The organism is Streptomyces sp. NPDC088194, from assembly GCF_040702025.1.
Lineage (GTDB): Bacteria > Actinomycetota > Actinomycetes > Streptomycetales > Streptomycetaceae > Actinacidiphila.
Genome location: NZ_JBFBIV010000058.1, coordinates 20,555 through 46,787 on the forward strand (window position 1 = coordinate 20,555; position 26,233 = coordinate 46,787).

General features: G+C 73.5%; 15 protein-coding genes and 2 pseudogenes. 12 read left to right on the top strand and 5 right to left on the bottom strand.

Annotation, left to right across the window (positions count from 1 at the left end; translation table 11 throughout):
- Window positions 1–188: 188 nt before the first annotated feature.
- The 5 genes from leuS (at window position 189) to AB0399_RS27525 (ending at window position 8,890) form a co-directional block, all read left to right on the top strand.
- On the top strand, window positions 189–3,071 hold the full coding sequence (gene leuS, locus AB0399_RS27505) for a leucine--tRNA ligase (protein ID WP_366413178.1): 2,883 nt from the start codon (window positions 189–191) through the stop codon (window positions 3,069–3,071).
- A 181-nt stretch (window positions 3,072–3,252) separates the two neighbouring features.
- Complete coding sequence (locus AB0399_RS27510; RefSeq protein WP_366413179.1) at window positions 3,253–3,852, top strand: hypothetical protein; 600 nt, start codon at window positions 3,253–3,255, stop codon at window positions 3,850–3,852.
- Window positions 3,853–4,088: 236 nt separating this feature from the next.
- A complete protein-coding gene (locus tag AB0399_RS27515; protein ID WP_329369480.1) occupies window positions 4,089–4,958 on the top strand; it encodes a DegV family protein in 870 nt (289 codons plus the stop codon).
- A 208-nt stretch (window positions 4,959–5,166) separates the two neighbouring features.
- Window positions 5,167–6,090 (top strand): ComEA family DNA-binding protein, encoded by a 924-nt coding sequence (locus tag AB0399_RS27520; protein ID WP_366413180.1) that lies wholly within the window; start codon window positions 5,167–5,169, stop codon window positions 6,088–6,090.
- A gap of 181 nt (window positions 6,091–6,271) precedes the next feature.
- Complete coding sequence (locus AB0399_RS27525) at window positions 6,272–8,890, top strand: ComEC/Rec2 family competence protein (RefSeq protein ID WP_366413181.1); 2,619 nt, start codon at window positions 6,272–6,274, stop codon at window positions 8,888–8,890.
- An 18-nt stretch (window positions 8,891–8,908) separates the two neighbouring features.
- On the opposite strand, the gene AB0399_RS27530 is transcribed toward AB0399_RS27525, so the two are convergent.
- Window positions 8,909–10,072, bottom strand: a complete 1,164-nt coding sequence (locus AB0399_RS27530; RefSeq protein WP_329369486.1) for an epoxide hydrolase family protein — start codon at window positions 10,070–10,072, stop codon at window positions 8,909–8,911.
- Between the two features lie 97 nt (window positions 10,073–10,169).
- Here AB0399_RS27530 and AB0399_RS27535 point away from each other — a divergent pair, with 97 nt between their 5' ends.
- The 3 genes from AB0399_RS27535 to AB0399_RS27545 all read left to right on the top strand — a co-directional run bounded on the left by AB0399_RS27535 (window position 10,170) and on the right by AB0399_RS27545 (window position 12,907).
- Window positions 10,170–10,769: a TetR/AcrR family transcriptional regulator gene (locus AB0399_RS27535; protein WP_329369488.1), complete on the top strand. Its 600-nt coding sequence runs from the start codon at window positions 10,170–10,172 to the stop codon at window positions 10,767–10,769.
- Between the two features lie 159 nt (window positions 10,770–10,928).
- Window positions 10,929–11,600, top strand: coding sequence for a helix-turn-helix domain-containing protein (locus AB0399_RS27540; protein ID WP_366413182.1), 672 nt, complete (start codon window positions 10,929–10,931; stop codon window positions 11,598–11,600).
- Window positions 11,597–12,907: an MFS transporter gene (locus tag AB0399_RS27545; protein WP_366413183.1), complete on the top strand. Its 1,311-nt coding sequence runs from the start codon at window positions 11,597–11,599 to the stop codon at window positions 12,905–12,907. The genes AB0399_RS27540 and AB0399_RS27545 overlap by 4 nt, the downstream gene beginning before the upstream one ends.
- A 93-nt stretch (window positions 12,908–13,000) precedes the next feature.
- On the opposite strand, the gene AB0399_RS27550 is transcribed toward AB0399_RS27545, so the two are convergent.
- On the bottom strand, window positions 13,001–13,258 hold the full coding sequence (locus AB0399_RS27550; protein ID WP_329369491.1) for a hypothetical protein: 258 nt from the start codon (window positions 13,256–13,258) through the stop codon (window positions 13,001–13,003).
- Between the two features lie 107 nt (window positions 13,259–13,365).
- Between AB0399_RS27550 and holA the strand changes: the two are divergent.
- Window positions 13,366–14,049, top strand: a pseudogene (gene holA, locus AB0399_RS27555) (DNA polymerase III subunit delta); the annotation flags it as partial.
- Here holA and rpsA read toward each other — a convergent pair.
- Window positions 14,042–15,517, bottom strand: a pseudogene (rpsA, locus tag AB0399_RS27560) (30S ribosomal protein S1); the annotation flags it as partial. The pseudogenes holA and rpsA sit on opposite strands and share 8 nt — an antisense overlap.
- Before the next feature lie 295 nt (window positions 15,518–15,812).
- On the opposite strand from rpsA, the gene AB0399_RS27565 reads away from it, so the two are divergent.
- Window positions 15,813–16,646, top strand: coding sequence for a class I SAM-dependent methyltransferase (locus AB0399_RS27565; protein WP_366413184.1), 834 nt, complete (start codon window positions 15,813–15,815; stop codon window positions 16,644–16,646).
- Complete coding sequence (locus tag AB0399_RS27570; RefSeq protein WP_366413185.1) at window positions 16,643–19,231, top strand: ATP-dependent helicase C-terminal domain-containing protein; 2,589 nt, start codon at window positions 16,643–16,645, stop codon at window positions 19,229–19,231. Before AB0399_RS27565 ends, AB0399_RS27570 begins: the two co-directional genes overlap by 4 nt.
- Window positions 19,232–19,438: 207 nt before the next feature.
- Here AB0399_RS27570 and AB0399_RS27575 read toward each other — a convergent pair whose 3' ends face one another.
- Window positions 19,439–20,728, bottom strand: a complete 1,290-nt coding sequence (locus AB0399_RS27575) for a lytic transglycosylase domain-containing protein (protein WP_366413186.1) — start codon at window positions 20,726–20,728, stop codon at window positions 19,439–19,441.
- 311 nt (window positions 20,729–21,039) lie between these two features.
- A complete protein-coding gene (gene polA, locus AB0399_RS27580) occupies window positions 21,040–23,706 on the bottom strand; it encodes a DNA polymerase I (RefSeq protein ID WP_329374383.1) in 2,667 nt (888 codons plus the stop codon).
- A 192-nt stretch (window positions 23,707–23,898) separates the two neighbouring features.
- Here polA and AB0399_RS27585 point away from each other — a divergent pair, with 192 nt between their 5' ends.
- Complete coding sequence (locus tag AB0399_RS27585; RefSeq protein ID WP_366413187.1) at window positions 23,899–26,184, top strand: FdhF/YdeP family oxidoreductase; 2,286 nt, start codon at window positions 23,899–23,901, stop codon at window positions 26,182–26,184.
- Window positions 26,185–26,233: the final 49 nt, after the last annotated feature.

Below are 26,233 nucleotides of genomic sequence, written 5' to 3' on the forward strand. Positions count from 1 at the left end.
GTATCCTGACCGCATGCGAGCCGTGAGCCTCCTGCTTAGCCCGCCGCGCTGACCACGAAAGACGTCAGTGCGGCACCCCTCCTGCGCGAGGGGTTTTTTTGTTTCCGCCTCCGGGTCCGCCCGTGGGCTCTCCGGACCGGCTCACCGGCGGCCGCAGCCGTCACGACATCGATGGAGTACCGAGGACGATGAGCGACACCACCCCGGCCGCCGAGACGGCTGCGCCACACCGCTACACGGCCGAGCTGGCCGCGCGGATCGAGAGCCGCTGGCAGGACCACTGGGACGAGCACGGCACCTTCGCCGCCCCCAACCCCAGCGGTGAACTGGACGGGCAGCCCGAGCTGGCCGCCCGGCCGAAGAAGTTCGTCATGGACATGTTCCCGTACCCGTCCGGAGTCGGCCTGCACGTCGGCCACCCGCTGGGCTACATCGCCACCGACGTCTTCGCCCGGCACCAGCGGATGACCGGTCACAACGTCCTGCACACCCTGGGCTTCGACGCGTTCGGCCTGCCCGCGGAGCAGTACGCCGTGCAGACCGGCACCCACCCGCGGGTCAGCACCGAGGCCAACATGGCCAACATGAAGGCGCAGTTGCGCCGGCTGGGCCTGGGCCACGACCGCCGCCGCTCCTTCGCCACCATCGACCCGGAGTACTACCGCTGGACCCAGTGGATCTTCCTGCAGATCTACAACTCCTGGTACGACCCCGACGCCGACCGGGCTCGCCCGATCGACACGCTGATCGCCCAGTTCGAGGACGGCAGCCGCCAGGTGCCCGGCCGCGCCCCCTGGTCCGAACTGACCGGCCCCGAGCGCGCCGACGTGCTGAGCGGCTACCGGCTGGCCTACGTCGCCCAGTCGCCGGTCAACTGGTGCCCCGGCCTGGGCACGGTGCTGTCCAACGAGGAGGTCACCGCCGACGGCCGCTCCGAGCGCGGCAACTTCCCCGTCTTCAAGGCGAACCTGCGCCAGTGGATGATGCGGATCACCGCGTACGCGGACCGGCTGGCCGCCGACCTGGACGCGGTGGACTGGCCCGAGGCGATCAAGTTGCAGCAGCGCAACTGGATCGGCCGCAGCGAGGGCGCCCGGGTGGACTTCGCGGTGCCCGGCGCGGACCGCCCGATCACCGTCTTCACCACCCGCCCGGACACCCTGTTCGGCGCCACCTACATGGTGCTGGCCCCCGAGCACGAACTGGTCGACCCGATCGTGCCCGCCGCCTGGCCGGCCGGCACCCACGCCGTGTGGACCGGCGGCCACGCCACCCCCGCCGACGCCGTCGCCGCCTACCGCAAGCAGGCCGCCTCGAAGTCCGACGTCGAGCGGCAGGCCGAGGCCAAGGAGAAGACCGGTGTCTTCACCGGCGCGTTCGCGGTCAACCCGGTCAGCGGCGAGCAGGTCCCCGTCTTCATCGCCGACTACGTCCTGATGGGCTACGGCACCGGCGCGATCATGGCCGTGCCCGCCCACGACAGCCGCGACTTCGCGTTCGCCCGGGCCTTCGAGCTGCCGATGCGCTGCGTCGTCGCGCCCAGCGACGGCCGCGGCACCGACCCGGCCACGTGGGACGACGCGTTCGCCTCCTACGACGCGAAGCTGGTCAACTCCACGAGTGAGTCCCTGAGCCTGGACGGGCTGGGCGTGGTCGACGCCAAGGCCGCGATCACCGCCTGGCTGACCGAGCGCGGCGTCGGCGAGGGCACCGTCAACTACCGCCTGCGCGACTGGCTGTTCAGCCGCCAGCGGTACTGGGGCGAGCCGTTCCCGATCGTCTACGACGAGGAGGGCACCGCACACGCCGTACCCGACTCGATGCTGCCCGTCGAACTGCCCGAGGTCGACGACTACAGCCCGCGCACCTTCGACCCCGACGACGCCGACACCTCCCCGGAGCCCCCGCTGGCCCGCAACGAGGAGTGGGTCACCGTCGAGTTGGACCTGGGCGACGGCAACGGCACGCGCACCTACCGCCGCGAGACCAACACCATGCCCAACTGGGCCGGCTCCTGCTGGTACGAACTGCGCTACCTGGACCCGCACAACAGCGACAAGCTGGTCTCCGCCGAGGCCGAGTCGTACTGGATGGGCCCGCGCGAGGGCCAGCCGGCCGGCGGCGTCGACCTGTACGTCGGCGGCGCCGAACACGCCGTACTGCACCTGCTGTACGCCCGTTTCTGGCACAAGGTGCTGTACGACCTGGGGCACATCTCGTCCTTCGAGCCGTTCCACAAGCTGTACAACCAGGGCATGATCCAGGCGTTCGTCTACCGCGACGCGCGCGGCATCGCGGTGCCCGCGGCCGAGGTGGAGGAACGAGACGGCGTCTACTTCCACGACGGCGAGCCGGTCTCCCGGCTGCTGGGCAAGATGGGCAAGTCGCTGAAGAACGCGGTCACGCCCGACGAGATCTGCGCGGAGTACGGCGCCGACACCCTGCGGCTGTACGAGATGGCGATGGGCCCGCTGGACGTCTCCCGGCCCTGGGACACCCGGGCCGTCGTCGGGCAGTACCGCCTGCTGCAGCGCATGTGGCGCAACGTCGTGGACGAGGCCACCGGCGAGGTCACCGTCGTGGACGCCGAAGCCGACGAGGCGACGCTGCGCGCCCTGCACAAGGCGATCGACGGCGTCTCCACCGACATGGCCAACCTGCGCTTCAACACGGCCATCGCCAAGATCACCGAGCTGAACAACACGCTGACCCGCACGTCGGGCGCGTCCGGCGGGGTGCCGCGCTCCGTGGCCGAGTCGCTGGTGCTGCTGATCGCGCCGCTGGCGCCGCACTTCGCCGAGGAACTGTGGGCCAAGCTGGGGCACACGCACTCGCTGGCCCACGAGCCGTTCCCGGTCGCCGACCCCGCGCTGGTCCAGGACGAGGCCGTGACCTGCGTCGTCCAGGTCAAGGGCAAGGTCAAGGCCCGCCTGGAGGTGCCGCCGGCCATCACCGACGCGGACCTGGAGGCCCTGGCGCTGGCCGCTCCCGCGGTCGTCGAGGCCGTCGGCGGGGCGACGGTGCGGAAGGTGATCGTCCGCGCGCCGAAGCTGGTCAACATCGTGGTGTGAGGGTGTGAGGGTGTGAGGGTGCTGGGGCGCGAGGGCGTGCGGGTCCTCGGGGACCCTCGGGACCCTTAGGGGAGGGGCCGGAGCAGGTTGGGGGATCGCTCCGGCCCCTCCGCCCCTCCCCAGGCATTACCGTGGAAGCAGGCCCGAACGGGCCGGTGGCCCGCGATCGGAGGCGCTGTCCGTGGAGACCGTCGGCATCATCCTGCTGCTGTTCTTCCTGATCTTCGCGACGCTTGCCACCGTGGCGATCGTGCGGACGACCCGCGCCGTGAAGCGGGGAGTCGAGCGGCGTACGGCCAAGGCGCGGCGGATCGTCGAGGACCAGCGGCTGCGGGCCCGCCGCTTCGCCCAGCCCGGCGACATCGGCGCGCTCACCCAGCTCCGGCTGGACCTGCGCTCCTCCATCGACAGCACCTTCGAGGCCATGGCGCACGCGTCGCTGCCCGAGGCGGCCGCCCTCCTCGACCGTCTCAACGACCACGCCCGCACCCTCGACGCCGAGCTGAAGCTGCTCGAACGCGAACCCGACAAGTCCAGGGTCTCCGCGCAGCTCCCCGCGCTCACCGAACGTGCCCACCGCATCACCCACTCCGCCGACGCGCTGCGCTGGGCGGCCCAGGACCGCGTCCACCACTCCACCGGCGACGACCTCGCGTCCCTCACCCGCGAGATCGACATCGAAGCGACGGCGCTCCGCCACTGGGAGCCGCTCCAGAGCGGTGACGACCGCGACCGCGAGCGCGCCCGGGAACTTCGCAACAACCCTCCGAGCGTCGGCTGAGCCGGTCCGCGCAGCGGCGCACCCGGGCGCGTACCGGAACCCTCGCGGCGGGTGGCCGGGTCCGGGGCCGTGGGGATCGGGCGGGCAACGCATGTCGGCGGCGCACCCGGGCGCGTACCGGCACCGTCGCGGCGGGAAGCCGTACCGCTGACCGTCGCGCTGGGAAGCCCTACCCGCGCCCTGAACCCCCAGGTCCCGACGTGCCACCCCGCACCCCACCCCGGTAACCTCCGGACATGCCCCCGCACGTCTCCATCGTCACGGACTCGACGGCCTACCTGAGCCCGCAAGCCCTCACCCGGCACGCCATAAGCCTGGTCCCCCTCACCGTGGTGATCGACGACGAAGCCTTCGTGGAGGGCGCGGAAATCTCCGCACCGGCCGTGGCCCGCGCACTCCAGCGCCGCCGCCCGGTCACGACCTCCCGCCCGAGCCCCGCCGAGTTCACCGCGGCCTACGAGGCCGCCGCCGCGTCGGGCGCGAAGGCGATCGTCTCGCTCCACCTGTCCGCCGACTTTTCGGGGACGTACGACGCCGCCACGGTCGCCGCGAAGGAGGCACCCGTCCCGGTGCGCGTCGTGGACACCGGCATGGTCGCGATGGCGCTGGGCTTCACTGTGCTCGCCGCGGCGGAGGCCGCGGAGGCGGGCGGCACCGCTGACGACGTGGTGGCGGCCGCGGAACGCCGGGCCGCCGCCACCTCCGCCTTCTTCTACGTCGACACGCTCGACTACCTGCGCCGGGGCGGCCGGATCGGCGCGGCGCAGGCCCTCTTCGGTTCCGCGCTCGCGGTGAAGCCGCTGCTGCGGCTCGCGGACGGGCGGATCGAACTGCTGGAGAAGGTGCGCACCGCGTCCAAGGCGGTCACCCGGCTCGAGGAGATCGTGGTGGAGTGCGCGGGGGCCGCCGTCGACGGCGGGGCGGGTTCCGGACGGGTGGACCTCGCGGTGCACCACCTCGCGGCGGCCGACCGCGCCGCGGCCCTCGCGGAGCGGCTGCGGCCGCGGGTGCCGGGGCTGGGGGAGTTGGTGGTGAGCGAGGTCGGCGCGGTGATCGGGGCGCATGCGGGGCCGGGGCTGCTCGGGGTCGTGGTGTCGCCGCGCTGACGGTGGCGGGTGGGGCGGGGGCGATGAGGCCGGGGGCCCGGTGGGGCCGAGGCCGGTGGGGCCTGGGCCGGGGCGCGGTGGGGCCGGGGGCGTCCTCGGGCGCGGTCGGGTCACCCACACGAGTGGCGAAGTTATCCACATCCGGCGGGTTGTCCACAGATCCTGAGCAAGATCGTTCCGGGGGTCGGTGCCGGGCCAGCATCGAGTCATGGACCTTTTGGACTCGTTGGACGCGCTGAAATCGCTGGACCGGCCCGAACCGCCGCTGAGTTCGGGCGGCCGTGACCGTGCGGGCGGGCAGGCACGTGCGGGCGGCCGTGACCGAGGCAGCGGCCGCGACCGTGCGGGAAGCGCCGCGGCGGCCCGCGACCGCACCGCGGCGATCTTCGGCACGGCGCGCGAGGGGCCGCCGGGCGCGGAGCCTCCGGCCGAGCCGTCGCTCGGCCCGCCGGTCGCGGGCGCGCCCGTCTTCGGCACGGGACCGCTCGGGCGGATGCGGACATGGCTGTTCGTGCGGTGCGGGCTCGAACTGAAAACGGTGCTGGCGCTCGCCGTCGTCCTCACCGTCGCCGCCGGGCTCGCCCTCCAGCACTACTGGGCGGGCCGCCCTCGCACCGTCCACGTTCCGCCCCCGCCGACTCCGCTCGCGGTGGCCCCGCCGTCCTCCTCGCCCGCGCCTCCGCCCCAGCTCACCGTCGACATCGCGGGCAAGGTCGCCAAGCCCGGCGTGCGCCGGCTCCCCAAGGGCGCCCGCGTCACCGACGCCCTCACCGCGGCGGGCGGCCCCCTGCCCGGCACCGACACCACCGCCCTGAACCTCGCCCGGCCGGTCACCGACGGCGAGCAGATCCTCGTGGGCATCACCCCACCACCGTCCGCCGCGGGCGCCGCAGCCGATGCTTCCACTGGCGGCGGCTCCACCTCCGGCGGTCCACCTGCCTCCCCGCTCCACCTCAACACCGCCACCGAGCCCCAACTCGACGCGCTGCCCGGCGTCGGCCCGGTCACCGCCCAGCGCATCCTCGCCTACCGCACCCAGCACGGTTCCTTCACCTCGGCCCAGCAGCTCCGGCAGATCCCCGGCATCGGTCCGCGCAAGCTCGCCACGCTCCAACCCCTGGTCGCGCCGTGACCCGCGTCCGCCCGCCGGGCCGGGCGAGCCTGGCGGGGTGGCCCGACACCCGGACGACGTCCGCCGGTCCGGCAGTTCCGCGGCGATCGCCCGGCTTCCGGTGCCCGCGCGGCGCGGTGCGGCCTCGTACGGGGGCGGTGCGCGGCGGCGCCGGTCCGGTTCAGGCCGGCGGGGGTGGCCGATGACCGGGGCGACGTGGTGGCCGAGCGGTGGTCCGACCGAAGGGACAGCCGAAGGTCCGGCCGGGCGGCCGACGGGTGCGCAGCGGGCGGCGGTTCACGCGGGCGCGGCCTCACGGCTCGGTGCGGCCAACCCGCGGCAGGAGGGTCCCCCGGACCTGCGCCTGGTCGGGCCCGCGCTGGCCGCGTGGGCAGCCGCGGCGGCGGCGCCGGCGGTGGGCGCGGGCACCGCGATCGCGGGGCTGGCGGCGCTGATCGCCTTGTCCGCGGCGGTCGTTGCCGCACCGTCCTTGGCGTCCGCACCGCCCGTCGCGGCCGTGGCGGTGGCCCTCCGCGGCGGCCCAGGGCGTCGCGGTCGCGGGCCCGCGCGACGTCGGACGGGTCCGACGGGTCTGCTGCCGGCGGCGATCGCGATGGTGCTGTGCGGCGCGGTCGCGGCGATGGCCGCCGCCCTGGAGGACGCCGACCTGACCCGGGGGCCGGTGCCGTCGCTCGCGCGTCACCGTGCCGGGGCGGAGGTGGCGGTGCGGGTGACGGGCGACCCGTTCGCCGCGGAGGCGGGGGCGCCGCATCCTGTGGTGGTCGTACCGGCCACCGTCGAGCGCGTCGGCCCGACCCGGCTGCGTACCCCGGTGGTCGTGATGGCCACGGGCGCGGCGGACGACTGGCTGCGGCTGGTCCCCTCCACCCGGCTGACCGCCACCGCGCGGTTCGCGCCGGACGAGCGGGGGCAGACCGCCGCCGTGCTCCGGGTCCGGGGCGTGCCGCGGATCACCGGCCCGCCGACGCGTGTGCAGCGCCTGGCCGCGCGGCTGCGCGGGGGGCTGCGGACGGCCGCCGCGCCGCTGCCGGTGGACGTCCGCGGACTGCTACCCGGCCTGGTGGTGGGGGACACGGCGGGGTTGCCGGAGGATCTGAAGGAGGCGTTCAAGGCCACGGACCTCGCGCACCTGACCGCGGTGTCCGGCGCGAACCTGACGATCGTGCTGATCCTCCTGATCGGCCCGCCCGGCCTGGCCACGCGGTCGGAGCGGCGCGGCCTGGCGGCCCGGCTCGGGTTGCCGCTGCGCTGGACCGCGGTGCTCGGTGCCGCGCTCACCGCCGCCTTCGTGCTGGTCTGCCGGCCGAGCCCGAGCGTGCTGCGGGCGGCGGTGTGCGGCCTGATCACGCTGCTCGCGATCGGTACCGGCCGGCGCCGTTCGCTGCTCCCGGCACTGGCCGGGGCGGTGCTGCTCCTGGTGTTGTACGAACCGGAGTTGGCCCGCTCGTTCGGGTTCGCGCTGTCCGTGCTGGCCACGGGTTCGCTGCTGACGCTGGCATCGCGCTGGGGCGCGGCACTGCACCGGCACGGGCTGCGGCCGCGACTGGCGGAGGCCCTGGCCGCGGCGGCGGCCGCGCAGGCGGCGTGCGGTCCGGTGATCGTGCTGCTGTCGGCCCGGCTGAGCCTGGTCGCGGTGCCGTGCAACCTGCTGGCCGAGCCGGCCGTCGGCCCCGCCACGGTGCTGGGGTTCGGCGCGCTGGCCGTGGCCCCGTTCGCGCCGTCGGGGGCCCGGGTGCTGGCGTGGCTGGCCGGCTGGCCCACGCGGTGGATCGTGTCCGTGGCCCGGCACGGCGCCGCGCTGCCGGGCGCGGAGCTCGCCTGGCCCGGCGGCTGGCCGGGAGCGGCCCTGCTCGCGGTGGTCACGGCCGCGGCGGTGGTCTGCGGACGGAGCCTGCTCCGCCGCCCGTGGCTGTGCGCGGCCGCCGCGATCGCCCTGCTGCTCGCGCTGGTGCGGCCGGTGCCGTTGCCCCGGGTGATGGCCGCGTGGCCGCCGGGGGACTGGCGGTTCGCGATGTGCGACGTCGGCCAGGGCGACGCGCTGGCGCTCTCCACCGGCCCGGGTGCCGCGGTCGTGGTGGACACCGGCCCGGACCCGGCCTCGGTCGACCGCTGCCTGCGCGACCTGCGGGTGACGTCGATCCCGCTGCTGATCCTGACCCACTTCCACGCCGACCACGTCGACGGGCTGCCCGGAGCGCTGCGCGGGCGCCGGGTGGGCGCGATCGAGACGACCCTGCTGGACGATCCGCCCGGCCAGGCCGCGCGGGTGCGGCGGCAGGCCGCGGCGGCCGGGGTGCCGTTGCTGCGGGTGGTTCCGGGGGAGGAGCGCGCGGTCGGCCCGCTGTCCTGGCGCACGCTGTGGCCCGCGCCGGGTCCGGCCGGGCTGCCCGCCGCCGAACTGCCGGCCGGCGAGCCCAACGACACGAGCATCGCGCTGCTGGTCCACGACGCGGGCCTGACACTGCTGCTGATGGGCGATCTGGAGCCCGATGTGCAGGCCCAGGTGCTGGCGGAGCGGCCTGGGTTGCCGCGCGTGGACGTGTTGAAGGTCGCGCACCACGGCTCGGCCTACCAGGACCCGGCGCTGCTCGCCCGCGCACGTCCCCGCCTCGCCCTGATCAGCGTGGGCGCGGGCAACTCCTACGGCCATCCCGCACCCCGTACGGTCACGGCGCTGCGCGCGCTCGGCGCCGTCGTCCTGCGCACCGACCTGGACGGGCCGATCGCGGTGAGCGGGGCCACCCCGGCCGAACTGCGCACGTCCTTCGTCCCGCACCACGCCGCCCCGCTGAGGGGGTGAGTCGCGGGTGGCAGCGCGTCAGGAACGAAGGGTGCGCAGGCCGGTGCGGATTTCGCCGACCAGGATCTCGGGCTGTTCCAGGGCCGCGAAGTGCCCGCCCTTGTCGGCCTCGCCGTAGTGGATCAGATTGCTGTAGGTGTCCTCGATCCAGCTTCGTGGCAGGCGCGGGATGTCCTTCGGGAAGACGGTCACCGCGACCGGAAGTGCCAGCTTCGGACCGGCGAGGGTGGCCGATCTGTTCTCCCAGTAGATGCGGCCGGAGGACGCCGCGCTGTTGGTGAACCAGTAGAGGGATATCGCGTCGAGCATGTCGTCCATGCTGAGGGTGTCCTCGGCGAGCCCGTGGTTGTCGGTCTTGGACTGGAACTTCTCGTAGATCCAGGCCGCCTGACCGGCGGGAGAGTCCGCCAGGGCGAATCCGACGGTCTCCGGCTTCGTGCCCTGGAGGTGGTTCGACCCGCCGAGTTCGCCGGTGTAGCGGGCGAGGGTCTCCACGGCGTAGCGCTCTTCGGGCGACAGGGTGTCGGGTATCTGCGCGGGAAAGGCGTACTGGGTGTTCAGATGGATTCCGAGCAGCCCCTCAGGTTGCATGGCCCCGAGGGCGGTGGTGACGACGGCGCCCCAATCGCCGCCCTGTGCGGCCCATCGTGTGTAGCCGAGCCGCTTCATCAGCTCCACCCACGCGCTCGCGACGCGCGAAACCGTCCACCCGGTCTCCGTGGGCTTCTGGGAGAACCCGAACCCGGGGAGCGACGGGATGACGACGTCGAACGAGTCGGCGGCGTCTCCTCCGAACGAAACCGGATCGGTCAGCGGGCCGATCAGCTTCAGGAACTCGACGATCGAGCCCGGCCATCCGTGCGTGAGGATCAGCGGCATCGCGTGGGGGTTCTTGGACCTGACGTGGATGAAGTGGATGTCCAGCCCATCGATCTCCGTCAGGTACTGGGGGAAGCGATTGAGCTCGGACTCGAAGCGCCGCCAGTCGTAGCCGCGCTCCCAGTATTCGACCAGGGATCTGGCGTTCTCCACGCGGACCCCTTGTGACCAGTCGCCCACCGTTTCCGGGTCCGGCCATCGAGTTCTGGCCAGTCGCTGCTTCACGTCGTCGATCTCCGCATCCGGGATCGAGACGGTGAACGGGCGGACGAGGGTCGAGGTCGGCGGCGTCGGTGCGGTCATTGCTCTCTTCTCCTGAGCTTCGAAGCACAGCGCAACTCTTCATTGCACACTGGTGTGCAGCCTACGTCGTTGCACACTGGTGTGCAACAATGGTGCCGTGCCCACCGAGTCCTCCCGTGCGCGCTCGATGAACGAGACGCGCGATCGCATCCTCGACGTCGCCCTCGATGTGCTGGGAGAGGACCCGGACGCCGGAATGGGCGACATCGCCGCCGCCGCCGGCGTCGTCCGTCGCACGGTCTACGGCCATTTCCCCTCGCGCCTCGACCTGGTGCGGACGCTCACGGAGCGGGCCGTCGCCGAGATGACGGCCGTGCTCGCCGACGTCAACGCCTCCGACGCGGAAGCGGACGCGATGTGGGTCGAGTTCATCGCCCGCGTCTGGCCGGTGGCGCACCGGTACCGAGTGCTGCTGGCGCTGCGCCGTGGCGAGTACGGCGAGGCGATCCACGGCCTGCTCGGGCCGGTCGACGCGCTCCTCGCCGACCTCGTGAAACGGGGCCAGGACGGCGACGTGTTCGCAGAGCACCTGCCGGCGGGCATTCTGAGCCAGGTCGCCTACGGCGTCGTGTTCGCCATCGCGGACAGCGACGTGTCGAACGGGACCGCCGGCGCCCGGGCGGCGACGATCACGAGCCTGCTGATGCTGGGAGTTCCCGAGGCGCGCGCGATCGCTCTCGTGGGTGACCGTCTCTGACCGTCCCTGACCTGCTCTTGGACCTGGACGCTGTAGGGCCAAGCCGGTGCCGGACCTCGCCGCATGCCGCGCCCCGCCCGGGCTTCCTGCGCCGACCCTGAAGAACCCTTGAGCAAGGAACCCTTGTAAGCACTTCTTTCTAAAGATATCTTTATATGCATGACGGAGAAGCCGGCACAGTCCTCGGTCCAGCTCACCGACCCCCGAGCGCTGCGGGCGTACGCGCATCCGACCCGGATGTCGCTGTCCGGGCTGCTCAGGCGGGAAGGGCCGCTCACGGCGACCCGGGCGGCGCAACTGACCGGGGAGTCCGTCGCGAGCTGCTCGTACCACCTGCGGGTCCTGGCCAAGTACGGACTCGTCGAGGAGGCCGACCCGGAGGGGCCGGGGCGGGAGAAGCCGTGGCGGGCCACGGCGCAGTTCACGGACTGGCCCGGGTACTCGGAGGACCCCGCGGTCGCGGCGGCGGCCGAGGCACTGACCGCGGCCGTCGCGGAGAACTACTTCCACCGCATGGCGCGGGCGCAGGACGCGCGCCGGGAGCTGCCGCGCGCGTGGCAGGAGGCGGAGGTGTTCACGGACACCACGCTCTACCTGACCGCGGAGGAGCTGAGCGCGCTGGGGAAGCGGATGGCCGGGCTGCTCGCCGAGTTCGCCGACCGCGGCGCCGACCCGGCGCTCCGCCCGGAGGGCGCCCGCCGGGTGCCCTGGCTCCAGATCGCCTTCGTGGAGCCCGAACCCGCCGACCCCGCCAACCCCGCCGACCCCGCCGACCCCGCCGGCCCCACCGACGGTGCCGGCGCCGGGACGGAGAGCGGGGAGCCGTCGTGAAGGGCGGCGGCGCGCTGCGGCGCGGGGTGTCGGCCCGGGTACCGGAGCTGCTGGGGGAGCGGGCCTTCCGGCGGTACTGGACCGGGCAGACGGTCTCGCTCTTCGGGGACCAGGTGACCTTCCTCGCGGTGCCGCTCGCCGCCGTGCTGGTGCTGCACGTGGACGCCGCCGAGATGGGCTGGCTGTCGATGGCCGGGCTGCTGCCGGCGCTGCTGTTCTCGCTGGCCGCGGGCGCCTGGGTCGACCGCAGGGGGCGCCGCCGTCAGGTGATGATCGCCGCCGACCTCGGCCGGGCCGCGCTGATGGCCTCGCTCCCGCTCGCCTACGCCCTCGGCCACCTCTCCCTGCCGCAGATGTACGCGGTGGTCTTCCTGGTCGGCACGCTGTCGGTGGTCTTCGACGTCTGCAACGCCGCGCTGTTCGTCTCGCTGGTCGAACCGGAGGAGTACGTCCAGGGCAGCACGCTGGTCAACGGCAGCAGGGCGTTCTCGTTCGTCGCCGGGCCGAGCGTCGGCGGGCTGCTGGTGCAGGTGCTCGCGGCGCCGCTGGCGCTGTTCGTGGACGCGCTGTCGTACGTGTGCTCGGCCGGCCTGCTGGCCCGTATCGCCCCTGTCGAGCCGCCGCCCGCCGCACCGCGCAAGGGCCACTTCTCGGCCGGGCTGCGGTTCATCGCCCGCTCCCGGGCCATGCGCGCGCTGGTGGCGGCCGCAGCCACGGTGAACTTCTTCAACTTCGTCTTCCACGCGCTGATGGTGCTCTACGCGGTCGACCAACTCGGCTTGAGCGCGGGCACGTTGGGCGTGGTGCTCGGTGCGGGGGCGGTCGGCGGGCTGCTGGGGGCGTTCGTGACCGGGCGGGTGGTGCGGCGGATCGGCATCGGCCCGACGGTGCTGCTCGGTTTCGTCGGGTTCCCCGCGCCGCTGGTGCTGGTGCCGCTGGCGGGCGGGCCGCGGTTGCTGGTCCTGGCCGCGCTGTTCGGCGCCGAGTTCCTGTCCGGCGTCGGGCTGATGCTGCTGGACATCGGCAGCGGGTCGTTCCAGGCCGCGCTCGTACCCGACGCGCTGAGGTCGCGGGTCAGCGGCGCGTTCCGGATGGTCAACTACGGGGTGCGGCCGCTGGGCGCGCTGGCCGGCGGCCTGCTCGGCGGCACCCTGGGACTGCGGCCGACCCTGTGGGTGGCGACCGTCGGGGGTGTCCTGGGCGCCCTGTGGCTGCTGCCGTCGCCGATACCGCGGATGCGCGCACTGCCGGAAAAGGCCGAGGACCCGGAGGCCGACGCCGGCGTGCCGACCGCCGCCGCGGCGTGAGCCGGTCGGCCGCCCGACCCGGTGCGATGCCCCCCTCCGCCGCCCGCCCTCCCCGCTGCGCCCGGCCGCCCACTGGCCGCCCGCTCTCCCCGCCTACAGCTCCTCGCGGTCCTCTTCCAGCCAGCCGCCCAGCCGCCCGGCCATCTCGTCGAGTGCCGCCGGGTCGAGGAGGTCGTCGTCGTCCTCGACGACCACCAGCCACTGGGCGTCCTCGGCGTCGTCCTCGCCGGCGAGGGCGTCGCGCAGGACGCGTGGCTCGCCGGGCAGGTCGAAGCGGTCGGAGAGGAGTTCGGCGACCTCCTCGGCCGCGTCGCGTTCGGGCAGCACCAGGACATGTCGTACGTCGCTCACCCCGGCATTGTGCCCGAGCGTCCGCCGACGGTTGAACCCGGGCGGGGGGACGGCGGAAGCGTGAGCGGAGGACGGGGTTGTCGGTGCCGCGTGGGATGCTGGTCGCGATGGCCAGGAAGACCGCTTCAGACGACGTACTCGCCCCGCTGACGCTTGCCGTCGGCCAGGAGGACCTGCTGCTGGACCGCGCGGTGCGCGAGGTGGTGACCGCCGCCAAGGCCGCCGACCCGGACACCGATGTGCGGGACCTGCCGCCGGAGGCGGTGCAGCCGGGCACGCTCGCGGAGCTGACCAGCCCGTCGCTGTTCGCCGAGCGCAAGGTGATCGTGGTGCGCAACGCGCAGGACGTCTCCGCGGACTCCGTGAAGGACATCAAGGCGTATCTGGCCGCGCCCGCCGAGGAGATCATCCTGGTGCTGCTGCACGCCGGCGGCGCCAAGGGCAAGGCGCTGCTGGACGCGGCCCGCAAGGCGGGCGCGCGCGAGGTGGCCTGCCCGAAGATGACCAAGCCCGCCGACCGGCTCGGGTTCGTCCGGCAGGAGTTCCGGACCCTCGGCCGGTCCGCGACCCCGGAGGCGGCCCAGGCGCTGGTCGACTCCATCGGCAGCGACCTGCGCGAACTCGCCAGCGCCTGCGCTCAGTTGACCGCCGATGTGGACGGCACCATCGATGTCGACGTGGTGGCCCGCTACTACACCGGGCGGGCCGAGGCCACCGGCTTCGAGGTCGCCGACCTCGCGGTGACCGGGCGCACCGCCGAGGCGCTGGAGCGGCTGCGCTGGTCTCGCGCAGTGCGGCGAGCGCCTCGTCGGAGGCGAGGGCGCCGCTGCTGTCGTCGGACTCCGAGGAGTACGAGCCGCCACCGGTGCCCGCGGCCGCCGCCGGGGAAGCGGAGCCGGCCTCGGCCGCCGCCTGCTCGTCGGCCTCGCGGGACTTGATGACCTGCGCCTGGTGCTGCTCGAAGCGGGCCTGGGCCGTGGCGTACTGGCCCTCCCACTCCTCGCGCTGCTTGTCGTACCCCTCGAGCCAGTCGTTGGTCTCGGGGTCGAAGCCCTCGGGGTAGATGTAGTTGCCCTGGTCGTCGTAGGACGCGGCCATGCCGTACAGGGTCGGGTCGAACTCGACCGAGGCCGGGTCGGCGCCGAAGGACTCGTTGGCCTGCTTGAGGCTCAGCGAGATCCGGCGACGCTCCAGGTCGATGTCGATGACCTTGACGAAGATCTCGTCGTTGACCTGGACGACCTGCTCGGGGATCTCCACGTGGCGCTCGGCCAGCTCGGAGATGTGCACCAGGCCCTCGATGCCCTCGTCCACGCGGACGAACGCACCGAACGGAACGAGCTTGGTGACCTTCCCGGGCACGACCTGCCCGATCTGGTGGGTCCGGGCGAACTGCTGCCACGGGTCTTCCTGGGTCGCCTTCAGCGACAGGGAGACGCGCTCGCGGTCCATGTCGACGTCCAGGACCTCGACCGTGACCTCCTGGCCGACCTCGACGACCTCGGAGGGGTGGTCGATGTGTTTCCAGGACAGCTCGGAGACGTGCACCAGGCCGTCGACCCCGCCGAGGTCCACGAACGCACCGAAGTTGACGATCGAGGAGACGACGCCGGAGCGCACCTGACCCTTCTGCAGGGTGGTGAGGAAGGTCTGGCGGACCTCGCTCTGGGTCTGCTCCAGCCAGGCACGGCGGGACAGGACCACGTTGTTGCGGTTCTTGTCCAGCTCGATGATCTTCGCCTCGAGCTCCTTGCCGACATACGGCTGGAGGTCGCGGACCCGGCGCATCTCGACGAGCGACGCGGGCAGGAAGCCGCGCAGGCCGATGTCGAGGATGAGGCCGCCCTTGACGACCTCGATGACGGTACCGGTGACGATGCCGTCCTCTTCCTTGATCTTCTCGATGGTGCCCCACGCGCGTTCGTACTGCGCGCGCTTCTTCGAGAGGATCAGGCGGCCTTCCTTGTCCTCCTTCTGGAGGACCAGGGCCTCGATCTCGTCGCCGACGGCAACGACCTCGTTGGGGTCGACGTCGTGCTTGATCGACAGCTCGCGGGAGGGGATGACGCCTTCGGTCTTGTAACCGATGTCGAGCAGGACCTCGTCCCGGTCGACCTTCACGATGACGCCGTCGACGATGTCGCCGTCGTTGAAGTACTTGATCGTCTCGTCGATCGCGGCGAGGAAGGCTTCCTCGTTGCCAATGTCGTTGACCGCCACCTGCGGGGTGGTACGAGGGGCCTCGGTGCTGCTCGTCATTAGGGAAAGGACTCCGGTACGGACAGTAAGTCGTAGGTACTGCTACGCCGGGAGCCTTTTTCTACCTGCCGCCCCCACCTACTCACGGGGGCCCGAAGCCGCTAGGCCGAGGGTTTGCAACAGTTCGAGCGTGGCCTGCTCCGTCTGAGGCGCGCAGGCTCGCAGCGCAACTTGTAGCATACGGGGGCAGCCGGGCACGGTCAATGCGCGAAGAGGCACAGCAGGCGCATAACGGACCGAACCGGCCCAACTCCACCACCCGCTGGTCTTCTCAGAGAGTACGACGACTGCCGCGATGATCCAAGGACCCGAACCCGAAGCGACCCGGCGCACCGCGGGGACCACGGAGAGCAGCCGGGCGAACCGCCGGTGGTGGGACCGCAACGCCGACGAGTACCAGCGCGAGCACGGCGACTTCCTCGGCGACGACCGCTTCGTGTGGGGCCCGGAGGGGCTCGACGAGGCGGAGGCCGGGCTGCTCGGCCCGGTCGGCGGGCTCAAGGACCTGGACGTCCTGGAGATCGGCGCCGGCGCCGCCCAGTGCTCCCGCTGGCTCGCCGCGCGCGGCGCCCGCCCGGTCGCCCTCGACCTGTCCCACCGCCAGCTCCAGCACGCCCGGCGGATCGACCTGGACGACGACTCCGGCCCGGGCAAGGGGAACGCGCCCGCCCTGGTGCAGGCCGACGCCGGCACCCTGCCCTTCGCCGACGCCTCCTTCGACCTGGCCTGCTCCGCCTACGGCGCGCTGCCCTTCATCGCGGACACCGCACGCGTGCACCGCGAGGTGGCGCGGGTGCTGCGACCCGGCGGCCGGTGGGTGTTCTCCGTGACGCACCCGGTGCGCTGGGCCTTCCCCGACGAGCCCGGCCCCGAGGGCCTGACCGCCGTCTCCTCCTACTTCGACCGGACCCCCTACGTCGAGCAGGACGACCGCGGACTGGCCGTCTACGTCGAGCACCACCGCACCCTGGGCGACCGGGTGCGGGAGATCGCCGCGGCCGGGCTGCGGCTGGTCGACGTGGTCGAGCCGGAGTGGCCGGCGTGGAACGACCAGGAGTGGGGCGGCTGGTCCCCGCTGCGCGGACGGCTGCTGCCGGGCACCGCGATCTTCGTCTGCCTCGCCCCGTGATCCGGCCGCGGCCCGAGGGCCTGGCCCTGCCGGTCGCCCCGGTGGTGCCCGCGCTGCTGGCCGCGCTGCGGGAACGCGGCCGCGCGGTGCTGGCCGCACCGCCCGGGACCGGCAAGACCACGCTGGTACCGCTGCTGCTGGCCGCCGAGTTCGGCGGGCGGGTGCTGGTCGCCGAGCCCCGGCGGATGGCCGCGCGGGCCGCCGCCCGGCGGATGGCCTGGCTGCTCGGCGAGGAGGTCGGCGGCACCGTCGGCTTCACGGTGCGCGGCGAGCGGCGGGTGTCGGCGGCCACCGCCGTGGAGGTGGTCACCACCGGGGTGCTGCTCCAGCGGCTCCAGCGCGACCCCGAACTGGGCGGCGTGGGCACGGTGATGCTCGACGAGTGCCACGAACGGCACCTCGACGCCGACACCGCGACGGCCTTCCTGCTGGACGTACGGTCCGTGCTGCGGCCGGAGCTGCGGCTGCTGGCGGCCTCCGCGACGACCGACACCGCGGCGTGGGCGGCGCTGCTGGACGGCCCGGTCGTCGAGGCCGAGGGAGTGCTGCACCCGGTGACGGTGCGGTGGGCGCCGCCGCCCCGCCCGGTACGCCCACCGCACGGCATGCGGGTGGACCCGGCGCTGCTGGACCACGTGGCGGCCACCGTGCGCCGCGCCCTGGGCGAGCGGGACGGCGACGTGCTGTGCTTCCTGCCCGGCGCCGGCGAGATCGCCCGGGTGGCCGGGATGCTCGGCGGACTCGGCGTCGACATCCTGCAAGTGCACGGGCGGGCGCCCGCCGCCGTCCAGGACGCCGCGCTCGCCGCCGGGCAGCGCCGCCGGGTGCTGCTGGCGACGTCCGTGGCCGAGTCGAGCCTGACCGTGCCCGGAGTGCGGGTCGTGGTGGACTGCGGGCTGGCCCGCGAACCGCGGATGGACCACGCACGCGGCCTCGGCGCGCTGACCACGGTGCGGGTCTCCCGGGCCGCCGCCGACCAGCGGGCCGGCCGCGCGGGCCGGGAGGCGCCCGGCACCGTCTACCGCTGCTGGGCCGAGGCCGAGCACGCCCGGCTGGCCAGGCTGCCCGCGCCCGAGATCGCCCTCGCCGACCTCACCGCGTTCGCGCTCCAGGCCGCATGCTGGGGCGAGCCGGACACCACCGGGCTCGCGCTGCTCGACGCTCCCCCGCCCGGTGCCCTGGCCGCCGCCCAGGCCACGCTGCGCGGGCTCGGCGCCACCGACACCGCCGGTCGCGCCACCGACCGCGGCAAGCGGCTCGCGCTGCTCGGCCTGCACCCCCGGCTCGCCCGCGCCCTGCTGGACGCCGCCCCCGAGGCGGGCGCCGCCCGCGCCGCGGAAGTGACCGCCCTGCTGTCGGAGGAGCTTCCCGGCTCCTACGGCTCCGACCTGACCGGCGCCTGGCACCGGGCCCGGCGCGGCGGGGACCCGTACGGCGCCCGCTGGCGTTCCGAGGCCCGCCGCTTGGAGGGCGCCCTGCGCGCCTCGTCCCCGGCAGGCACCGGCAGGGGTACGGGCCGCCGCACCGGCAAGGGTGCCGGCGCGGGTACGGGCAGGGACGGCGGCGCGGCTGCCAGTACGGGCAGAGGCGGCGGCGATACGGCTGCCGGCGCGGGCGGGCTCACGGACGACGCGGTGGCCGGGCTGGTCGCCGCGCTGGCCTTCCCGGAGCGGGTGGCGCGGCGGCGCGGGCCGGGCGCGTACCTCATGGTCGGCGGCACCGCGGCGGAGGTCGCCGGCGGCATCGGCGAGGCGGAGTGGATCGCGGTCGCGGTCGCCGACCGGAGCGCGGGCCGGGCCGGCGCCCGGGTGCGGGTGGCGGCCGTCGTCGACGAGGGCATCGCCCGGCAGGCGGCCGGCGACGCCCTGGAGTCGTACGAAGAGGTGCGCTGGCGGGACGGCGACGTGGTCGCGCGCCGCGTGGAGCGGCTGGGCGCGGTCGAGTTGGGCACCGCGCCGCTGCGCCGCCCCGACCCGTCCGCGCTGCGCGCCGCGCTCCTGGAGGGACTGCGGGCCGAGGGCACCGGGCTGCTGCGCTGGTCGCGCGAGGCGGGCGAGCTACGGCAGCGGATGGCGTTCGCGCACCGGGTGCTGGGCGGGGCGTGGCCGGACGTCGCCGAGGAGGCGCTGCTGGCGCGGGCCCCCGAGTGGCTGGGGCCCGAGCTGGCCGCCGCCCGACGCCGCGCCGACCTCGAACGCGCCGACGCCGGCGCCGCGTTGAACCGCCTGCTGCCCTGGTCGACCGGCGAGGCGGCCCGCTTCGCCGAGCTGGTACCCGAACGGATCAAGGTCCCGACCGGGTCCCGGGTCCGGGTGGACTACAGCGGCGAGCAGCCCGTACTCGCCGTCAAACTCCAGGAGTTGTTCGGGCTGCGGGACACCCCGACCGTGGCCGGGGTGCCGGTCCTCATCCACCTGCTCTCGCCCGCCGGGCGCCCGGCCGCCGTCACGGCCGACCTCGCGTCCTTCTGGCGCGAGGGGTACCGGGCGGTCCGAGCCGAGCTGCGCGGGCGCTACCCGCGCCACCCATGGCCCGAGGACCCCTCGACCGCCCAACCCACCCGCGCGGTACGCCCCCGGAAGTAGGGAGCCGGGACCCTCCGGGGTGCCCCGTTCTGCCGGTTAGGGGACCACCTGCCGGTGGTGGGCTGGTCGCGCGGTTCCCCGCGCCCCTGACGGGTGACCGTCTTCTCGCGGAAGCAGCCGCGCTTACCCAGGGCAACCATCCACCGGTGGGTGATCCCTGAACGGACAGAACCACCCACCCCGGAGGGTCATGCCACCCGGCCCCGGTTACGGCTTGAGCGCTGCCCCGGTAGCCGCGCCGGCGGTGTTGGTGGGGTCGGGGGTCCCCGTGCCGTCGCTGCCGTCACCGCTGCCCGCGCCGTCGCTCCCGCAGGGGTCCGGCGTCGGCGTGGCCGTGCCGGAGTCCGTCGGCGTCGGCGTGGCCGTCGGCGTGGCGGTGCCCGAGTCCGTGGGAGTGGGCGTCGTGGAGTCCGTGGGGCAGCCCGGGCCGGTCGGGTCACCGGTGGGCGGCGTGGTGGGCGAGCCCGTCGGGTCCCCGGTGGGCGACGTGCTGGGCTGGCCGCCGGTCGGACTGCCCGTCGGGCTGGACGAACCCGGCGAGGTCGGCGCCACGGTGCCGCCCACACTCTTCGTCGGCGACGGAGACGGCGACGCGGTGCCCGAGGGCGACGGCTTCGGGGAGGACGTCACCGGAGCCGGCGTCTTGATCGCGGGGCCGGACGAGCCCGGACGGTCCGGCACGGAGACCGTGCCGCCCTGCCGGAAGTGCTCGTACCAGGCCATCACCAGGTTCAGGTAGTCCTGCGAGTGGTTGTAGCCGAGGATCGCCCGGTCCATGTCGCCGGGCACCGCCAGGTTCCGGCCGTCGGCGCACAGGTAGTGCGCGGCCGCGAGAGCGGCGTCGAAGATGTTGTTCGGGTCGCTCACCCCGTCGCCGTTGCCGTCCGCGCCCCACGTGCGCCACGTGGACGGGATGAACTGCATCGGCCCGACCGCCCGGTCGTGCACCGGGTCGCCGTCGTACCGGCCGTTGTCGGTGTCGGTGATGTCCGCGAAGCCCTTGCCGTTCAGCACCGGGCCGAGGATCGGCTTGTACGTGGTGCCGTTCGCGTCGACGGCGCCACCGCGGGCCTGCCCGGACTCGACCTGCCCGATCGCGGCCAGCAACTGCCACGGCAGGTGGCAGCCCGGGTCGGACTGCGCGACCGACTCCTGTGCGTGCTCGTACGCCGCGAGCACCGTCGTCGGCAGGCTCGCGCCGCCGCCGGGCACCGTCACGGTCGTCCCGCTGCCGCTGCCGGGGGTCGAGGCGACCGGGCCCTGCGGCGTGTTGAGCGGGGGAAGTTGGGTGACGTACGGGGAGTCGCCGTCGATGGAGCCGTCGGGCGTCGCGCCCGCCTGGGCCTGCGACTGCTGCTCCTGCGTGGCGGCATGAGCGACCGGGAGAAGGCCGGGGGCCTGTGAGGCTCCCAACGCGGCCATCGCCGCGGCGGCCACCGCGGTGCCCGCCGCTGTCCTGCGCACCCTCTTGCTCTTACCGAAGCGCCGCGCTGCCATATCGGCGTCCCTCCCCAAAGCGAGATACGGGCCCGTCCCGGCTCCGCAACTCGGATGACCCTACGGCAACTTCAGCCCCCCGACTACAGGGTCCCGATGAATCCACAGGGTACGGATGTGGTCCGCCCGGTGCCGGACCCGCCGGGCTGCCCCCTTCCGCCGGTTCGGGGACCACCCGCCGGTGAACGGTTGCGCACGCAGGGCCCCGCGCCCCTTGGCCGGTGCGGCTCCTGCGCGAACAGAGCGTCACCTACCCACCGGCAGGTGGTCCCTGAACCGACGGAACCACCCGCCCCGGAGGGTCCCGTTGACTAGTGGGCCGCGGACTCCCAGTCGGGACCCGCACCCACGGACACGTCGAGCGGAGCACGCAGCGGGTACGCCGTGGACATCTCGTGGCGGACCAGCGCCTCCACCTGCTCGCGCTCGCCCGGGGCGACCTCCAGGACGATTTCGTCGTGCACCTGGAGCAGCATCCGCGAGTCGAGCTGCCGCTCGGTCAGCGCCTCGTCGACCCGGAGCATCGCGATCTTCACGATGTCCGCGGCCGATCCCTGGATCGGCGCGTTGAGCGCCATCCGCTCGGCCATCTCCCGGCGCTGCCGGTTGTCGCTGTTGAGGTCGGGGAGATAGCGGCGGCGGCCGAGCAGCGTCTCGGTGTACCCGGTGCCGCGGGCCTCCTCGACGGCGCGGTGCAGATAGTCCCGCACCCCGCCGAACCGCTCGAAGTACGTCTCCATCAAGGCACGCGCCTCGGCCGCCTCGATCCCCAACTGCTGCGACAGCCCGAACGCCGACAGGCCGTACGCCAGGCCGTACGACATCGCCTTGATCTTGCGGCGCATCTCCGCGTCGACCTTGTCCCGCTCGACCGAGAACACCTGGGAGCCGACCGTGGTGTGCAGGTCCTCACCGGAGGTGAACGCGGCGATCAGGCCGTCGTCCTCCGACAGGTGCGCCATCACCCGCAGTTCGATCTGGCTGTAGTCCGCGGTGAGCAGCGACTCGTACCCCTCGCCGACGACGAAACCGCGGCGGATCGCCCGGCCCTCGTCGGTGCGCACCGGGACGTTCTGCAGGTTGGGATCGGTGGAGGACAGCCGCCCGGTGGCCGCGACGGTCTGGCTGAACGTGGTGTGGATACGGCCCTCGGGCGCGATCGTCTTGACCAGGCCCTCCACGGTGACCCGCAGCTTCGCCTGCTCACGGTGGCGCAGCATGATCACCGGCAGCTCGTGGTCGGTCTGCCCGGCCAGCCAGGCCAACGCGTCGGCGTCCGTGGTGTAACCGGTCTTCGTCTTCTTCGTCTTGGGCAGGCCCAGCTCGCCGAAGAGCACCTCCTGGAGCTGCTTGGGCGAGCCGAGGTTGAACTCGTGGCCCACCGAGGCATGCGCCTCCTCCACCGCGTGCCGCACCGCGCCCGCGAACTGCTCCTCCAGCCCCTCCAGATGCGCCCGGTCCGCCGCGATCCCGGCCCGCTCCATCTTCGCCAGCAGCGCCGACGTCGGCAGCTCCACGTCATGCAGCAGCTCGGCCGCGCCCACCTCCGGCAACCGCTGCCCGAACACCTCGCCCAGGTCCAGCACGGTCCGCGCCTGCACCATCAGCGCCTCGGCGGCAGCCGCCTCCCCGTCGTCCTCCTCGCCGAACGCCAACTGGCCGCTGTCCGAAGCCGCCGGCGCCAGCTCACGCCCCAGGTACTCCACCGACAACACGTCCAGCGCGAACGACCGGCGGCCCGGCTTGATCAGGTACGCCGCCAGCGCGGTGTCCATCCCGACGCCCTCCACCCGCCAGCCGTGCTCGGCGAAGACCCGCATCACGTTCTTCGCGTTGTGCACCACCTTGGGCCGCTCGGCGTCGGCCAGCCACGCCGCGAACGCCTTCTCGTCCGCCCCATCCAGCTGCGCCGGGTCGAACCACGCCGCGTCCTCGCCCGCGGCCAGCGCGACCTGCGTGACACCGCCCGAACCCAGCGCCCAGGTGTCCACGCTCGCCAGCCCCACCGGGCCCCCGGCATGCGACTCCAGCCAGCCCGGCAGCTCGCCGGCCGACAGCACCTCGCCCTCGACCGCCACCCCCTCGGCGATCTCCGCCTCCTCCGCGGCCGCACCCGGATCGGCGGCGAACAGCCGCTCCCGGAAGTTCGGATTGCGGAACTCCAGCGCGTCCAGCACCTGGCCCAGCGCCTCGCGGTCGTACGGCTCCCGGCCCAACTGCTCGGCGCCCGCGGGCAACGCCACGTCCCGCACCATCTCGGTCAGCCGCCGGTTCAGCTTCACCGCGTCCAGATGGGCCCGCAGGTTCTCGCCCGCCTTGCCCTTCACCTCGTCGACCCGCTCGCACAGCTCCGCGAACGAACCGAACTGGGTGATCCACTTCGCCGCGGTCTTCTCCCCCACCCCCGGGATACCCGGCAGGTTGTCCGACGGATCACCGCGCAGCGCCGCGAAGTCCGGATACTGGCTCGGCGTCAGGCCGTACCGCTCCTCGACCTTCGCCGGGGTGTACCGCGTCAGCTCCGACACGCCCTTCGTCGGGTACAGCACCGTGACATGGTCCGACACCAGCTGGAACGAGTCCCGGTCGCCGGTGACGATCAGCACCTCGTAACCCAGCGCCTCCGCCTGCGTGGCCAAGGTGGCGATGATGTCGTCGGCCTCGAAGCCCTCCACCGCGAACCGCGGCACCAGCATCGCGTCCAGCAACTCCCCGATCAGCCCGACCTGCGAGCTGAACTCGTCGGGCGTCTTCGACCGCGTCGCCTTGTACTCCGGGAACTCGTCGAACCGCCACGTCTTGCGCGACACGTCGAACGCCACCGCCAGGTGCGTCGGCTGCTCGTCACGCAACGTGTTCGCCAGCATCGACGCGAACCCGTACACCGCGTTCGTCGGCTGGCCCGTGACCGTGTTGAAGTTCTCCACGGGCAGCGCGTAGAACGCCCGGTACGCCAGCGAATGCCCGTCGAGCAGCATCAGCCGCGGTCGGTCGGTCGTCTTCTTCGATCCGGATACTTTCTCAGCCACGATCCGATCCTCCCACGCCCCACCGACACTCCCTTCTTTCGCCGCCGGCTCGACGGCTGCCACAGGTGGCCCGGGAAGGCGTTCGCGCCCACTCGGGGACCGCAGGGCCCGGAGGCGAGCCGGCGGCAATACAGTAGCCGTATGGCGAAGAAGCCCCCCACCGGTGACCCTGTCCAGGACGCGCCGCACGTCGGCCCGCCGAAGCACGCCGCCGCGGGGCTGCCCGCGGTCGCGCAGAGCATGAAGATCGCCGAAGCCCAGATGGGCGCCCGAAGGACCGCGCTGACCCTGCTGAAGGTCAACCAGAAGAGCGGCTTCGACTGCCCCGGATGCGCCTGGCCCGAAGGCGACCACCGCCACACGTTCGAGTTCTGCGAGAACGGCGCGAAAGCCGTCGCGGAGGAAGCGACACTACGCCGGGTCACCCCCGACTTCTTCGCCGCGCACCCCGTCTCCGACCTGGCCCGCCGCAGCGGATACTGGCTCGGCCAGCAAGGCCGCATCACCCAGCCGATGTACCTGCCCGAAGGCGCCGACCACTACGAAGCCGTGCCCTGGGAGCGGGCGTTCGAGATCATCGCCGGCGAACTGGGCGCCCTGGACAGCCCCGACGAAGCCGTCTTCTACACCTCCGGCCGCACCAGCAACGAAGCCGCCTTCCTCCTCCAGCTCTTCGCCCGCGCCTTCGGCACCAACAACCTCCCCGACTGCTCCAACATGTGCCACGAGTCCTCCGGCTCCGCCCTCACCGAGACCCTCGGCGTCGGCAAGGGCAGCGTCCTGCTGGAAGACCTCCACCGCGCCGAACTGATCATCATCGCGGGCCAGAACCCCGGCACCAACCACCCGCGGATGCTCTCCGCCCTGGAGAAGGCGAAACGCGGCGGCGCCCGCATCGTCACCGTCAACCCGCTCGCCGAAGCCGGCACCGAACGGTTCAAGAACCCGCAGACCGCCACCGGCCTGGCCGGCCGCGGCACCGCGCTGTCCGACCTGCACCTGCCCATCCGGCTCGGCGGCGACCAGGCCCTCTTCCGCGCCCTGGGCCGCCTCCTCATCGAAGCCGACGCCCTCGACCACGACTTCCTCACCACCCACACCCACGGCTACCAGCAGTACGAAGCCGCCGCCCGCGCCACCGACTGGACCGAGGTCGAACGCGCCACCGGCCTCACCCGCGCCGAGATCCACGAGCTGCACGCCCTCGTCCTCGACGCCAAGAGCGTCGTCGTCTGCTGGGCCATGGGCCTCACCCAGCACAAGCACGCCGTCCCCACCATCCGCGAAGTCGTCAACTTCCTGCTGCTCGGCGGGAACGTCGGCCGCCCCGGCGCCGGCGTCTGCCCCGTCCGCGGCCACTCCAACGTCCAAGGCGACCGCACCATGGGCATCTTCGAACGCCCCGCCCCCGCCTTCCTCGACGCCCTGGAGAAGGAGTTCGGCTTCGCACCGCCCCGCCACCACGGCTACGACGTCGTACGCGCCATCCGCGCCCTGCGCGACGGCACCGCCAAGGTCTTCCTCGCCATGGGCGGCAACTTCGTCTCCGCCTCCCCCGACACCGACGTCACCGAAGCCGCCGTCCGCAAGGCACGGTTGACCGTCCACGTCTCCACCAAGCTCAACCGCTCCCACGCCGTCACCGGCGCCCGCGCCCTGATCCTGCCCACCCTCGGCCGCACCGAGAAGGACCGGCAGGCCGGCGGCGACCAGTTCGTCACCGTCGAGGACTCCATGGGCATGGTGCACGCCTCCCACGGCAACCTCGCCCCCGCCTCACCCCACCTGCTCTCCGAACCCGCCATCGTCAGCCGCCTCGCCCGCGCCGTGCTCGGCCCCCGCCACGCCATCCCCTGGGCCGACTTCGAAGCCGACTACGACCGGGTCCGCGACCGCATCGCCCGCGTCGTCCCCGGCTTCGACGACTTCAACACCCGCGTCCGCCACCCCGGCGGCTTCACCCTCCCGCACGCCCCCCGCGACAGCCGCACCTTCCCCACCGCCACCGGCAAGGCCAACTTCACCGCCGCGCCCCTGGAATACCCCGAAGTCCCGGCCGGACGGCTGCTGCTCCAGACCCTCCGCTCGCACGACCAGTACAACACCACCATCTACGGCCTCGACGACCGCTACCGCGGCATCAAGGGCGGCCGCCGCGTCGTCCTCGTCCACCCCGACGACGCCACCGCGGCCGGCCTCGCCGACGGCGACTACGCCGACCTCGTCAGCGAATGGACCGACGGCACCGAACGCCGCGCCGACGGCTTCCGCGTCGTGCACTACCCCACCCCCCGCGGCTGCGCCGCCGCGTACTTCCCCGAGACCAACGTGCTGGTGCCGCTCGACCACACCGCCGACACCAGCAACACCCCCGCGTCGAAGTCCGTGGTGATCCGGCTCGAACCCCACGAACCCGGCCGGCCCTGACTCCGGGCGGCCCTGACCCGGCCGGCCCGACCGGACCCCGAGCGGCCCG

Coding starts and splice junctions, on each gene's coding strand:
- leuS (WP_366413178.1), top strand. CDS start 189: ATGAGCGACACCACCCCGGCCGCCGAGACGGCTGCGCCACACCGCTAC.
- AB0399_RS27515 (WP_329369480.1), top strand. CDS start 4,089: ATGCCCCCGCACGTCTCCATCGTCACGGACTCGACGGCCTACCTGAGC.
- AB0399_RS27520 (WP_366413180.1), top strand. CDS start 5,167: ATGGACCTTTTGGACTCGTTGGACGCGCTGAAATCGCTGGACCGGCCC.
- AB0399_RS27525 (WP_366413181.1), top strand. CDS start 6,272: ATGACCGGGGCGACGTGGTGGCCGAGCGGTGGTCCGACCGAAGGGACA.
- AB0399_RS27530 (WP_329369486.1), bottom strand. CDS start 10,072: ATGACCGCACCGACGCCGCCGACCTCGACCCTCGTCCGCCCGTTCACC.
- AB0399_RS27540 (WP_366413182.1), top strand. CDS start 10,929: ATGACGGAGAAGCCGGCACAGTCCTCGGTCCAGCTCACCGACCCCCGA.
- AB0399_RS27565 (WP_366413184.1), top strand. CDS start 15,813: ATGATCCAAGGACCCGAACCCGAAGCGACCCGGCGCACCGCGGGGACC.
- AB0399_RS27575 (WP_366413186.1), bottom strand. CDS start 20,728: ATGGCAGCGCGGCGCTTCGGTAAGAGCAAGAGGGTGCGCAGGACAGCG.
- polA (WP_329374383.1), bottom strand. CDS start 23,706: ATGCTGCTCGACGGGCATTCGCTGGCGTACCGGGCGTTCTACGCGCTG.
- AB0399_RS27585 (WP_366413187.1), top strand. CDS start 23,899: ATGGCGAAGAAGCCCCCCACCGGTGACCCTGTCCAGGACGCGCCGCAC.